Below are 12,500 nucleotides of genomic sequence, written 5' to 3' on the forward strand. Positions count from 1 at the left end.
GAACGACGACCTGCTGGCCTGGAAGACGCGCGCCGCGCTGCGCCAGGGCCAGTGGCGCACGGTCCGATCGGCCATCGGCGCCATGGGCGACGAGGCGCGCCGCGACCCCGCCTGGGTTTACTGGCTGGGGCGCGCGCAGCTCGCCCTGGCGCAGGGCGACACCGACCGCGAGCGCGCGCGCCAGGTGCTCGACACCATCGCCGGCGGGCGCGGCTTCTACGAGAAGCTGGCCGCCGAGGAACTGGGCCGCCCCGCCGCCGCGCTGTCCGCGCCGTTGCCGCTCACCCCCGAGGAGCGCGAGGCCGCGCGCCGCCACCCTGGCCTCGCCCGCGCGCTGCAGGCCATCGCCCTGGGCCTGCGCGGCGAGGGCGTGCGCGAATGGAATTACTGGACCAGCCTGCACGAGCCCGGCGGCATGGGCGAGCGCCAGCTCTACGCCGCCGCCGACCTGGCCTGCCAGCGCCAGGTGTGGGACCGCTGCATCAACACCAGCGAGCGCATCCAGGGCTTCAGCGACGCCGCGCAGCGCTTTCCCATGCCGCACCAGGGCGCCGTGGTGCGGCAGGCGCAGGCCATCGGGCTCGACCCCGCCTACGTCTACGGCCTGATCCGGCAGGAGAGCCGCTTCGTCATGGACGCGCGCTCGCACGTCGGCGCCTCGGGGCTGATGCAGGTGATGCCCGCCACCGCGCGCTGGACGGCGCGCCGCATCGGGCTGGAAGGCTTCGCGCCGGCGCAGATCAACGAGTTGGACACCAACATCCTCATCGGCACCAACTACCTCAAGCTGGCGCTGGACGAATTCCGCGGCTCCATGCCCCTGGCGGCGGCCGCCTACAACGCCGGCCCCGGCCGCCCGCGCGCGTGGCGCAACGGCCCCGAGCTGGAAGGCGCCATCTGGGCCGAGAGCGTGCCCTTCGGCGAAACCCGCGACTATGTGAAGAAAGTGCTGTCCAACACCACCGACTACGCCGCCCTGCTGACCGGCCAGCCGCAGTCGCTGAAGAGCCGGCTGGGCCGCGTCGGCCCCGCCCCGGCGGACGAGCCGGTGCTGGTGCGGGATCTGCCCTGATGAGGAGGAATTTCAAAAGAAATCGGCCTGCAACCCGTACGGGTATTGCGCTAACAGCTATTTATATAGGAGCAATCGCATGACGCCGAAAATCCTGGTCCTCGGCGGCTCCGGCTTCGTCGGCGGCCACCTCATCGAGCACCTGGTGCGCCTGGGCGCCGACATCACCGTGCCCACGCGGCGGCTGGCCTCGGCGCGCGCGTTGTGGACCCAGCCGCGCGTGAGCCTGGTGCAGACCGACGCCACCCAGCCCGACGCGCTGGCGCGGCTACTGCCCGGCCACGACGCCGTGGTTAACCTCATCGCCATCCTGCACGGCAGCGCGGCCGACTTCGAGCGCGTGCACGTCGAGCTGCCGCGCCGCCTGGCCGCCGCCTGCGACGCCGCCGGCGTGCGCCGGCTGGTGCACGTCAGCGCGCTGGGCGCGGCCGAGGGCGCGCCGTCGATGTACCTGCGCAGCAAGGCCGGCGGCGAGGCCGTGCTGCGCCAGGCCGCGCAGACGCGCGGGTTGGACGTCACGCTGCTGCGCCCCAGCGTCATCTACGGCGCCGGCGACCATTTCTTGAATCTCTTCGCCCGCCTGCAGCGCGTGCTGCCCGTGGTGCCGCTGGCCGGTGCCGAGGCGCGCTTCCAGCCCGTCTGGGTGCGCGACGTGGCCGCCGCGCTGGTGCGCGCCCTGGCTGATCCCGCCACCATCGACCGGACCTACGAGGCCTGCGGCCCCGACATCTACACCCTGCGCGAACTGGTGCGGCTGGCCGGGCAGTGGGCCGGCGTGCGCGGCGGCCGCGGCCGGCCGGTGATCGGCGTGCCCGCGCCGCTGGGCCGCCTGCAGGCGCTGCTGATGGAATGGGCGCCCGGCCAGCCGCTGATGAGCCGGGACAACCTCGACTCGATGAAGGTCGACAACGTTGCCAGCGGACAGGTGCCCGGCCTGGCGGCGCTGGGCATCACCCCCGCGCCGCTGGCCGCCGTCGGCCCCCTGGTGCTGGGCACCGCCGGCACCGCCGCATTGCTGGACGCGCTGCGCCGCACGGCCGGGCGCTGAGCCCGGCGCCCGGTGGCCTGGATGGTGTTCATGGGATGGATCCTTGCAAGTGCGGTGGGTTTGGCCAGGCACTTCACCGCTTCGGCGGTGCCTCGACGCCCGTGGCCGACAGCACGGCCGGCGGCAGGCGCGCGCCCCGGATCGGAATGGCCGCCACGGCCGCGTTCAACTCCTTCAACTCCGCGGCGCTGAAGGAAATCGAGGCGGCGGCGACGTTCTCCTCCAGATGGGCCACGTTGGTGGTGCCCGGGATCGGCACGATCCACGGCTTCTGCGCCGTCAGCCAGGCCAGTGACAGCTGGGGCGGCGTGACGTTCTTGCGGGCCGCCCAGGTCTGGACCAGCTCCGCGAGCGCCATGTTGGCCGGCAGCACATCGGGTGCGAAGCGCGGGGCGGCCGCGCGGAAGTCCTGCTTCTCGAAGCGGCTAGTGGCCTTGACAGTGCCGGCCAGGAAGCCCATGCCCAGCGGGCTCCAGGGCACGAAGCCGATGCCCAGCTCCTCGCACAGCGGCAGCACCTGGGCTTCGGGGCCGCGGAACAGCATCGAATATTCGTTCTGAATCGCCGCCACAGGGTGTTCCTTGTGTGCGCGGCGGATGGTCTGCAAGCCCGGTTCGGACAGGCCGTAGTGCAGCACCTTGCCTTGCCGGACCAGGTCCTTGATCGTGCCGGCCACGTCTTCGATCGGCACGTTCGGATCGACGCGGTGCTGGTACAGCAGGTCGATGCGGTCGGTGCGCAGGCGCCGCAACTGGGCCTCGACGACCTGGCGGATGTGCGCGGGGCGGCTGTTCACGCCGCCGCGCCGCTGGCCCGTCGTCGGATCGACGTCGAAGCCGAACTTGGTGGAGATGACGGCGCGGTCGCGCCGGCTGCCCTGCAGCGCCTCTCCGAGCAATTCCTCGGACATGAAAGGGCCATAGACCTCGGCGGTGTCGAAGAAGTTGATGCACAGATCCGCCGCTCGGCGAATGAGCGCGACGCCGCCTTGCCGGGTGGTGCGGCTTTGGTACAGGTCAACGACCCCTTGCGGGCCGCTGGGATGCCATTGGACGCCCAGGCCGATGGGGAACACCTCCAAAGGCCCCAGGCGCCGGCGGGCGGCGGATGCGGGCTGGTCTGTCGTGGGGCGCGGAGCGCTGGCCGTCTGGGCGCAAGCGGACAACAGCCATGGGGCAACGCCCAGCGTGGCGGCGGTGGCCAGCCACTGGCGGCGATGATTTTGGGCGACGGGATGTGTCTTCATGTCGAATTTCTCCGGGGGTTGGGTTGGTCAGTCCAGCTTCTTCTCGGTCACGCCGCCGCCGGGGCGGAGCGCGGCGCGGAGTTCATCGCCGGTCTTCCGATGCGGCGGCCAGGGCCTCGCGGGCCCGTTGGGCGGCGTCCGCGTCGCCGCGCTCGGCCAGCACCTGGGCCAACTGGCGCAACTGCGCGGCCGTCAGGCCCACGCGCAGGCTGGCGCGCATGTGCGAGCGCAATTGCGCCTCCACGCCGGGCGTCGCGGCCAGCGCGCCGACGGTGGCCAGCTCGCGGCTTGGCCAGTCGAGGTTGTCGCGCTCGAAGATGTCGCCGAACAGATGCGCTTGCAGGAACTGGTTGATGACCGGGGCGAAGTCCGTCACGGCGTTCTTGACCGGCGCGCCGGAAATCTTCGTCTGGTTGGCCTTGCCCACGGCGGCCAGGTCGCCGCCCGTGGGAATGGCGCGGCTGGGCTCGCGCCCCGGCGCATCCTGGATGCCGCGCTGCCTGCGCGCCTCCACCACCTTCAGCAACTCACCCAGTGCGTTGAGGCTTTTGGGAAAGCCGACATAGGCGTAGAGCTGCACCAGCACCTCCTTGGCTTCGCTGATGGTCAGGCCCGCGTCCAGCCCCTGGTTCAGGGCGGTGTGGAGCCGGGGCATGTCGCTCGCAGCCATGAAGGATGCGATCAGGGGAATGGCCTGCTGCCTGGCCGACAGCGTTTCCGAAGCGGCCTGTGCGTGCGCCATGGGTTGCGGCTCCACGGTGTTCTGCGCGGCGCAGCCGGTGACCGCCACGCCCAGGGCCAGGGCGAGCGCGGTGGCGCCGCGCCTAGCGGGCGTTGTAGTGCTCATCGCTCACCAGTTCTTTCCAGTCGGCACTCTTGCCGCCCTGCACGTAGGCGATGGCCAGGTGGCGCATGCCGTGGGCCTGTGCCGCGCCGTGCCAGTGCTTGACGCCGGCGCTGATCCAGACCACGTCTGCGGCCTGGATCTCGCGCCGGGGCTGGCCGTCCTCCTGCACCCAGCCCTTGCCGTCGGTGACGATGAGCAACTGGCCGACCGGGTGCGTGTGCCACGCGGTGCGCGCGCCGGGCGCGAAATCGACCATGCCCACGCTGCCGTGCTGGCCGCTGCCGCCCGCCGACTTGATGTCCACCGCGACGTGGCCGTTGAAGTTCTGCGCCGTGCCCAGAGTGGTGGGCGTGGTGCCTGCGGGGGTGATCTGGATGCCTTGGGCGTGTGCCGACGCCGCGCCCATCATCACGATCGACGTACCTGCCGCGATGAGGTTCTTTCTCATGGGGATTCCTTCCTGTGAGCTGCGCAGACCCCGCTTGCCGCATGAACATGCGGATGGTCTGCGCCTGATTTGTCTCAGCGGAGGAAATCGTAGAGGGCGGGACTGTTTTGATTAAGTCCAAAATACCGCACGGGGTGTTGAGCGGAATTCAGCAATGAGCCCAGCCCGCGCTTGGGCGCGGCCTACGAAGCGGAACGGCGCTTCGCTGTCTTGCGCGCGGGCTACCGATACCGCAGCGCCTCGACGATGACGGTCAGCGCACCGGAGGATTGCCGGCGGCTGGGGTAGTAGAGGTGATAGCCCGTGTAGGGCTGGCACCAGTCGTCCAGCACGCGGACCAGCCGCCCCTCGGCGATGTGCTCCGCCACCGCGTCATCGGGCACGAAGGCCAAGCCTTGCCCCGCCAGCGCGGCGCGCACGATGGGCGAGATGCTGTTGTAGATCCACTGTCCGGTCACGCGCACCTTGAGCTCGCGCTGGCCCTTGCGGAAGTCCCACACCATCAGCCCGCCGTGGGTGGGCAGGCGCAGGTTGATGCAGTTGTGCTCCGCCAGGTCGTGCGGCGTCCTGGGCCGCGTCCTGTCCGCGAAGTAGGCGGGCGAGCCGACCACCGCGATCCGCATGTCCGGGCTGATGGGAACCGCGATCATGTCCTTGGCGATCTCGTCGCCCAGGCGCACGCCCGCGTCGTAGCGCTCGGAAACGATGTCCGTGCGGTTGTAATCCACCGTCACTTCCACGGTGAGATCGGGGTAGTCCGGGAGCACCTTCGACAACTTGGGCCATATCAGGTAAGTGGCGGGGAATTCCGCTGCGGTGATGCGCACCAGCCCCGAGGGCTTCTTGCGCAGCTCGCTCACCGCCGCCAGCTCGGCGTCGATGTCCTCGAAATGCGGCGCCACATGGGCCAGAAGCCGCTCGCCCGCCTCCGTCACCGCCACACTGCGCGTGGTGCGCGTCAGCAGCCGCACGTCCATGCGCGCCTCCAGCGTCCGCACCGAATGGCTGAGCGCGGACGGCGAAACGCCCAGTTGCGCCGCGGCGCGGGTAAAGCTGCCTTCGCGCGCCACGTGGATGAAGGCGAGCACGTCGCCATAGCCGTCCCTGGGCATTGTTGAATCCTGTTCAAGTCGGCATGCGGATGGCGACAGGTTAGCAAAGCCATGCCTGGCCCGTGCAGCGGCCGCCTGCGCGCGGCAGCCTTCCCGCGGGGCCATCTGGACGGCTTCCATGCGCCGCCCGCATCAATGGCGGCGGCATTCGTCATCGGCCATCGCCCGCGGCCCCGATAGCATGGGGGCTTCACGCGGAGAACCCCATGCTCAAGCTCTACATCGGCAACAAGAACTACTCCTCCTGGTCCATGCGCCCCTGGGTGCTGATGCGGCAGGCCGGCATCGAATTCGAGGAAGTGCCGTTGCGCTTCGATTCCTTCTCGGCCGATTCCCGGTTCAAGCAGCGCCTGGGGCCCATCAGCCCCGCGGGCAAGGTGCCGGTGCTCACCGACGGCGGCCTGGCGGTGTGGGACACGCTGGCCATCGCCGAGTACCTGGCCGAGCGCTTTCCCGAGCTGCACCTGTGGCCGCGCGAGGCGCCCGCGCGCGCCCGGGCGCGCAGCGTGTGCGCCGAGATGCACAGCGGCTTCGGCGCGCTGCGCGGCGCCTGCGGCATGAACATCGAGGCCCGCCTGCCCGAGGCCGGCGCCCTCATCTGGCGCGACCGGGCCGACGTGCGTGCCGATGTGGCGCGCATCGTGGCGATGTGGCAGGAGCTGCTGGCCGGGCACGGCGGCCCGATGCTGTTCGGCCGCTTCACCATCGCCGACGCCTTTTACGCCCCGGTGGTGATGCGCTTCAGGACCTACGCGCTGCCGGTGCCCGAGGACGTCGCCGCCTACATGGACCGCGTGTGCGCGCTGCCGGGCGTGGCGGCCTGGATCGACGGCGCGCTGGCGGAGCAGGACTTCCTGCCCTTCGAGGAGCCGTACCGCACGGGGCGCTGACGCGGCCCGCCGCGGCCGGCCCTCACGCCGGCACGGCCGCGGCCACCAGCGCGCCGTGGCGCGCCACGATGCGCCCGCCGGCCACCACCAGCCGCCGCGCGGTCCGCGCCACCACCGCGTGCGCCACGGTCTGCGCATCCACCAGCACGAGGTCGGCCCGGTCGCCGGGCGCCAGGCCGTAGGCGGCAAAGCCGCAGCCGCGCGCGCCGGCGTGCGTCACGCAGTCCAGCGCCAGGGCGATCTCGTCGTCGCGGCGCAGGTTGTGGCGCAGGCCGATGAACATGGCGCGCTCCAGCATGTCGGGGCTGCCGTAGGGCGTCCAGGCGTCGCGGATGCCGTCGTTGCCGCCGGCCACGGTCACGCCGGCTTCCAGGCACATCCTCCAGGGCGGCACCGAGCGGGAGGGCGTGGCGCTGGTGATCAGCGCCACGCCCAGGCGCGCCATGCGCTCCAGCAGCGCGCGGCCTTCGGCCTCGGGCACGTCGCCCAGGCAGAAGCCGTGGCTGATCGCCACCTGGCCCTGCATGCCGTGCGCGGCGGTGCGCTGCAGGATCAGGTCGAGCGAGAAGGCGCCCATGGCGCCCGGCTCGTGCAGGTGGATGTCCAGCGGCGCGCCGTGGCGCTCGGCGAGGGCGAACAAGGTGTCGAGCGATTGCACCGGGTCGCCGTCGATGGCGCACGGGTCCAGCCCGCCCAGCACGTCGGCGCCGGCGGCCAGCGCCGCGTCCAGCAACCCGGCGGTGCCGGGGCGCCCCAGCAGGCCGGACTGGGGAAAGGCGACGATCTGGATCTGCTGCACCTCGCGCAGCGCGGCGCGCGTGCGCAGCACGCCTTCGAGGTGGCGCAGGCCGGCGTCGGTGTCGATGTCCACGTGCGTGCGCAGGCGCGTGGTGCCCAGGGCCAGAAAGGCTTTCGCCAGCGCCATCGACTGCGTCCCCGCGTCGTGCCCGCTGGCGGCGCGCAAGGCGCGCTCGTTGTCGATCCGGTCGATCAGCCGGGGGCCGACCTCGTTGCGGTACCAGTCCAGGCCCCACATCGTCTTGTCGAGGTGGGTGTGGCTTTCGACCAGCCCGGGCAGCAGCAGCGCGCCGCCGCCGTCCTCCACCGCGCAGCCGGCGGGCGCGGCCAGGCCGGGGCCGAGGGCGGCGATGCGGCCGCCCAGCACCAGCACGTCGGCGGGCTCGGCACCCAGGGGGCGGACGTGGCGGATCAGCAGGTCGGGAGATGAGGTCATGAGGCAGCCTTCTACACTCGGCGCATGCAAATCTACATGGTTGGCGGCGCGGTGCGCGACCGCCTGCTCGGCCTGCCCGTGCAGGACCACGACTGGGTGGTGGTCGGCGCCACGCCGGAGCAGATGGCCGCGCGCGGCTTCGTGCCTGTGGGGCGCGACTTCCCCGTCTTCCTGCACCCCGAGACGCACGAGGAGCACGCCCTGGCGCGCACCGAGCGCAAGAGCGGGCGCGGCTACCGCGGCTTCACCGTGCACGCCAGCCCGGAGGTGACGCTGGAGGAAGATCTGGCGCGGCGCGACTTGACTATCAATTCAATAGCTGCTCGCGAAGATTGGATGCGGGCTGACGGCCAAATTGATTCAGGAACGGCGTTGATCGACCCCTTCGGCGGCCAGCGCGACCTGCGCGCCAAGGTGCTGCGCCACGTCACCGACGCCTTTCGCGAGGACCCGGTGCGCATCTTGCGCGTGGCGCGGTTCGCGGCGCGCTTCCACGACTTCAGCATCGCGCCCGAGACGATGGGGCTGATGCGGGCCATGGTGCGCGACGGCGAGGCCGACCACCTGGTGTCCGAGCGCGTGTGGCAGGAGCTGGCGCGCGGGCTGATGGAGTCGCACCCCGCGCGCATGTTCGAGGTGCTGCGCGCCACTGGCGCCCTGGCCGCCGTCCTGCCCGAACTGAACTGCCTCTGGGGCGTGCCCCAGCGCGCCGAATACCACCCCGAGTTGGACACCGGCGTGCACGTGATGATGGTGCTGCAGATGGCCGCGCGCCTGCAGGCTCCGCTGCCGGTGCGTTGGGCGTGTGTCACCCACGACCTGGGCAAGGGCACCACGCCCGCTGACGCGCTGCCGCGCCACATCGGCCACGAACAGCGCAGCGCCCGGCTGCTGCAGGCCGTGGGCGCGCGCCTGCGCGTGCCCGCCGACTACACCGCGCTGGCCGACGTGGTGGCGCGCGAGCACGGCAACATCCACCGCAGCGGCGAGCTGAACGCCGCCGCCCTGGTGCGCCTGCTCGAGCGCTGCGACGCGCTGCGCAAGCCGGCGCGCTTCGGCGACGCGCTGCTGGCCTGCGAGTGCGACGCGCGCGGCCGCCTGGGCATGGAGGAAGACGCCTACCCGCAGCGCCCGCGCCTGCTGGCCGCGCTGGCCGCCGCCCGGGGCGTGGCCACCGCGCCCATCGCCGAGGCCGCGCACGCCGCGGGCGAGCGCGGCCCGGCCGTGGGCACGCGCATCCACGCCGCGCGCGTGCGGGCGGTCGAGCAGGCGCTGGCGTCCGGCGCGGACGGATAATTCCGCCCCGAACCCCCATGGCCCGCCCCGTTTCCGCCCACCACGAGTTGCGGCGCGACGAAATCCTGAACGTCGCGGCGGCCTGCTTCGCGCGCCAGAGCTACCCGGCCACCAGCATGAACGACATCGCCGCCGCCTGCGGCACGTCGAAGGCGCGGCTCTACCACTACTACGAGAGCAAGGAAGCGATCCTGTCCGACCTGCTGGACCGCTACACGCAGAAGTTGCTGGCCATCATCGGCCAGGTCGAGGCCACCGCGCACCGCCAGGCGCTGGACGAGCGCGCCACGCTGCACGAACTGGTGCGCGCCTTTCTGCGCGAATACGAAACCTCGGCCACGCGCCACGCCGCGCTGCTGGGCAGCGCGCAATTCCTGGGCGAGGAGCAGCGCGAGGTCATCCTCGACCGCCAGCGCGACGTGGTTTCGGCCGTCACGCGCTTCCTGCGCCGCGCCTACCCCGAGCGCGTGAACAAGCACAACGAGACCGCCGTCGCCATGACGCTGTTCGGCATGATCAACTGGACCTTCACCTGGCTGCGCCCCGGCGGCACGCTCAGCTACGCCGACTTCGCCGACGAAGTCATCGCCATGCTGGACCGCGGCCTGTCATCCCCTTCCTCCACCCCCACCCCTCCATGAACACCATCGACGTCGTCATCCTGGCCGCCGGCAAGGGCACGCGCATGAAGAGCCAGCGGCCCAAGGCGCTGCAGACGCTGGCCGGCCGGCCGCTGCTGTGCCACGTGCTGGGCACCGCCGCGCAACTGCGGGCCCGATCGGCGGTGGTGGTGACTGGCCACGGCGCTCCTGAAGTAGAAGCATCCATCTTAGGAGGGACAAGGGCTAGAGCCGGTTTTGATCTGAAATTCGTGCGCCAGGAGCCGCAACTGGGCACCGGCCACGCCGTGCAGCAGGCCCTGCCCGCGCTGCCCGGCGACGGCACCGTGGTGGTGCTCTCGGGCGACGTGCCGCTCACCCAGGCGGCCACCTTGCAGGCGCTGGTGGACGCGGCGGCGGGCGGCCGGCTGGCGCTGCTCACCGTCACCCTGCCGGACCCGGCGGGCTATGGCCGCATCGTGCGCGGCGACGATGGTGCGGTGCGGCGCATCGTGGAGCAGAAGGACGCCAGCGCGGCCGAGCGCGCCATCACCGAGGTCTACAGCGGCATCATGGCCGTGCCGGCGCGCCACCTGCGCGGCTGGCTGGCGCGCCTCTCCAACGACAACGCCCAGGGCGAGTACTACCTGACCGACGTCGTTGCCATGGCCGTGGCCGACGGCGTGCCGGTGGCGGCCCACCGCATCCAGGACGCGCTGCAGGTGGCGGGCGTCAACAGCCCGCTGCAACTGGCCGCGCTGGAGCGCGCCCACCAGCTGCGCCAGGCCGAGGCGCTGATGGAGCAGGGCGTGCGCCTGGCCGACCCGGCCCGCTTCGACCTGCGCGACGACGCACGCACCGGCCTGCCGGCGCAACTGGTGTGCGGACAGGACGTGGAGATCGACGTGGGCTGCATCTTCACCGGGCGGGTGGAGGTGGGCGAGGGCGCGCGGATCGGCGCCTATTGCCACATCGGCAACGCGCGGATCGCGGCGGGCGCGGTGATCCAGCCCTTCACGCACATCGACGGCGAGGCGGCTGGCGTCCAGGTGGGCGAGGGCGCGCTGGTCGGCCCGTTCGCCCGCCTGCGCCCCGGCGCGCAACTGGGCCGCGAGGTGCACGTCGGCAATTTCGTCGAGGTGAAGAACTCCACGCTGGCCGACGGCGCCAAGGCCAACCACCTGGCCTACCTGGGCGACGCCACCGTGGGCGAGCGCGTCAACTACGGCGCCGGCAGCATCACCGCCAACTACGACGGCGCCCGCAAGCACCGCACCGTGATCGAGCCCGACGTGCACGTGGGCAGCAACTGCGTGCTGGTGGCGCCGGTGACCATCGGCGCCGGCGGCACGGTGGGCGGCGGCTCCACCATCACCAAAAGCACGCCACCGGGCGCCTTGAGCGTGTCGCGGGGCCGGCAGGTCAGCATCGCCAACTGGGCGCGGCCGGTGAAGGAAAAATAAGCTGTATCGGCCAAATGCCGGCTCGGGTATTGCATATAAAGCTATCGATAAGATAGCGAATCAGCCGGACAGCATCTCCCAGCGCTCCAGCGCCGCCAGCAGTTCGTCCTCGATCGCCGTGTCGCGCGCCTGCAGCGCGACGGCCCGGGGCAGGTCAGCCTGGTAGAGCGTGCCATCGGCCAGCGCCGCGCGGAGGCCGGCCTGCTCGGCCTCCAGCGCCTCGATGCGCGCGGGCAGCGCGTCCAGCTCGCGCTGGTCCTTGTACGAGAGCTTCTTTTTTGGGGGCTGCTGGCGCTGATCCGGTGCGGGCTCCGGCACGTTTTGGCCCTTGATTGGCGCGGGCGGCTCGCGCAGCGCCTGCCAGCGCGCGCTCTGCGCCAGCCAGTCCTGCACGCCGCCCTCGTATTCGCGCCACTGGCCGGGGCCGTCCCAGGCCAGGGTGCTGGTGACCACGTTGTCGAGGAAGGCGCGGTCGTGGCTGACCAGGAACACCGTGCCTTCGTAGGTCTGCAGCAGGTCCTCCAGCAGCTCCAGCGTGTCGATGTCCAGGTCGTTGGTCGGCTCGTCCAGCACCAGCACGTTGGCCGGGCGCGCGAACAGCCGCGCCAGCAGCAGCCGGTTGCGCTCGCCGCCCGAGAGGCTGCGCACCGGCGAGGCGGCGCGCGCCGGGCTGAACAGGAAGTCGCCCAGGTAGCTCTTGACGTGCTGGCGCCGGGGCCCGATCTCGATCCATTCGCTGCCGGGGCTGATGAAATCCTCCAGCGTGGCGTCCAGATCCAGCGCCGCGCGCATCTGGTCGAAGTACGCCACCTGCAGGTTGGCGCCCCGCCGCACGCGGCCGCTGTCGGGTGCGAGCTCGCCCAGGATCAGCTTGAGCAGCGTGGTCTTGCCCGCGCCGTTGGGTCCGATCAAGCCCACCTTGTCGCCGCGCAGGATGGTGGTGCCGAGGCCGTCCACGATGGCCTTGTCGCCGAAGGCCAGACACACGTCCTGCAGTTCGGCCACCAGCTTGCCTTGGTAGCCGGGGGCGCCGGCGTCCACGTCCATGCGCACGCGGCCCACCGCCTCGCGCCGCGCCGCGCGGGCCGCGCGCAGGGCCTGCAGGCGGTTGATGCGGCCCTGCGCGCGCGTGCGCCTCGCCTCCACGCCCTGACGGATCCACACTTCCTCCTGCGCCAGCAGCTTGTCGGCGCGGGCGTTGATCGTCGCCTCCTGCGCCATCTGCTCGTCCTTCAGGACCTGGTA

At 71.7% G+C, this 12,500-nt stretch carries 12 protein-coding genes (2 of these 12 running past the window's edge); 6 read left to right on the forward strand and 6 right to left on the reverse strand.

What is annotated here, in order from left to right:
- On the forward strand, positions 1 to 1,072 hold the 3' portion of the coding sequence (locus IPG65_RS08730; RefSeq protein ID WP_293190008.1) for a lytic transglycosylase domain-containing protein. Its footprint begins 809 nt before the window's first position; 1,072 of the gene's 1,881 nt are visible here — the last part of the coding sequence; its start codon lies beyond the left edge, outside the window; the stop codon is at positions 1,070 to 1,072.
- A gap of 79 nt (positions 1,073 to 1,151) precedes the next feature.
- On the forward strand, positions 1,152 to 2,120 hold the full coding sequence (locus IPG65_RS08735; protein ID WP_293188833.1) for a complex I NDUFA9 subunit family protein: 969 nt from the start codon (positions 1,152 to 1,154) through the stop codon (positions 2,118 to 2,120).
- A 73-nt stretch (positions 2,121 to 2,193) separates the two neighbouring features.
- Here the strand turns inward: IPG65_RS08735 and IPG65_RS08740 are convergent, their stop codons facing one another.
- From IPG65_RS08740 to IPG65_RS08755, 4 genes are all read right to left on the reverse strand, one after another.
- Positions 2,194 to 3,366: an aldo/keto reductase gene (locus IPG65_RS08740; protein WP_293188834.1), complete on the reverse strand. Its 1,173-nt coding sequence runs from the start codon at positions 3,364 to 3,366 to the stop codon at positions 2,194 to 2,196.
- A gap of 82 nt (positions 3,367 to 3,448) precedes the next feature.
- Entirely contained in the window at positions 3,449 to 4,213 is a 765-nt protein-coding gene (locus tag IPG65_RS08745; RefSeq protein ID WP_293188835.1) for a carboxymuconolactone decarboxylase family protein, read from the reverse strand.
- On the reverse strand, positions 4,191 to 4,661 hold the full coding sequence (locus IPG65_RS08750; RefSeq protein ID WP_293188836.1) for a cupin domain-containing protein: 471 nt from the start codon (positions 4,659 to 4,661) through the stop codon (positions 4,191 to 4,193). The genes IPG65_RS08745 and IPG65_RS08750 overlap by 23 nt, the downstream gene beginning before the upstream one ends.
- A gap of 221 nt (positions 4,662 to 4,882) precedes the next feature.
- On the reverse strand, positions 4,883 to 5,773 hold the full coding sequence (locus IPG65_RS08755) for a LysR family transcriptional regulator (RefSeq protein WP_293188837.1): 891 nt from the start codon (positions 5,771 to 5,773) through the stop codon (positions 4,883 to 4,885).
- 206 nt (positions 5,774 to 5,979) lie between these two features.
- On the opposite strand from IPG65_RS08755, the gene IPG65_RS08760 reads away from it, so the two are divergent.
- Complete coding sequence (locus tag IPG65_RS08760) at positions 5,980 to 6,663, forward strand: glutathione S-transferase family protein (RefSeq protein WP_293188838.1); 684 nt, start codon at positions 5,980 to 5,982, stop codon at positions 6,661 to 6,663.
- Between the two features lie 22 nt (positions 6,664 to 6,685).
- On the opposite strand, the gene IPG65_RS08765 is transcribed toward IPG65_RS08760, so the two are convergent.
- Positions 6,686 to 7,897: an amidohydrolase family protein gene (locus IPG65_RS08765; RefSeq protein WP_293188839.1), complete on the reverse strand. Its 1,212-nt coding sequence runs from the start codon at positions 7,895 to 7,897 to the stop codon at positions 6,686 to 6,688.
- Positions 7,898 to 7,921: 24 nt separating this feature from the next.
- Between IPG65_RS08765 and IPG65_RS08770 the strand changes: the two genes are divergently transcribed.
- The 3 genes from IPG65_RS08770 to glmU are packed head-to-tail and all read left to right on the forward strand — an operon-like array spanning position 7,922 to position 11,255.
- Complete coding sequence (locus IPG65_RS08770; protein WP_293188840.1) at positions 7,922 to 9,193, forward strand: multifunctional CCA addition/repair protein; 1,272 nt, start codon at positions 7,922 to 7,924, stop codon at positions 9,191 to 9,193.
- A gap of 17 nt (positions 9,194 to 9,210) precedes the next feature.
- Complete coding sequence (locus IPG65_RS08775; protein ID WP_293188841.1) at positions 9,211 to 9,834, forward strand: TetR/AcrR family transcriptional regulator; 624 nt, start codon at positions 9,211 to 9,213, stop codon at positions 9,832 to 9,834.
- On the forward strand, positions 9,831 to 11,255 hold the full coding sequence (gene glmU / locus IPG65_RS08780; RefSeq protein WP_293188842.1) for a bifunctional UDP-N-acetylglucosamine diphosphorylase/glucosamine-1-phosphate N-acetyltransferase GlmU: 1,425 nt from the start codon (positions 9,831 to 9,833) through the stop codon (positions 11,253 to 11,255). Before IPG65_RS08775 ends, glmU begins: the two co-directional genes overlap by 4 nt.
- 60 nt (positions 11,256 to 11,315) lie before the next feature.
- On the opposite strand, the gene IPG65_RS08785 is transcribed toward glmU, so the two are convergent.
- Positions 11,316 to 12,500, reverse strand: partial view of an ATP-binding cassette domain-containing protein gene (locus IPG65_RS08785; protein ID WP_293188843.1) — the 3' portion only. It continues 684 nt past the right edge of the window; the window shows 1,185 of its 1,869 coding nt (coding positions 685–1,869); its start codon lies off the right edge, out of view; its stop codon occupies positions 11,316 to 11,318.

It is taken from the genome of Ottowia sp. (genome assembly GCF_016703145.1).
In the GTDB taxonomy this organism is placed as follows: Bacteria; Pseudomonadota; Gammaproteobacteria; order Burkholderiales; family Burkholderiaceae_C; genus Ottowia.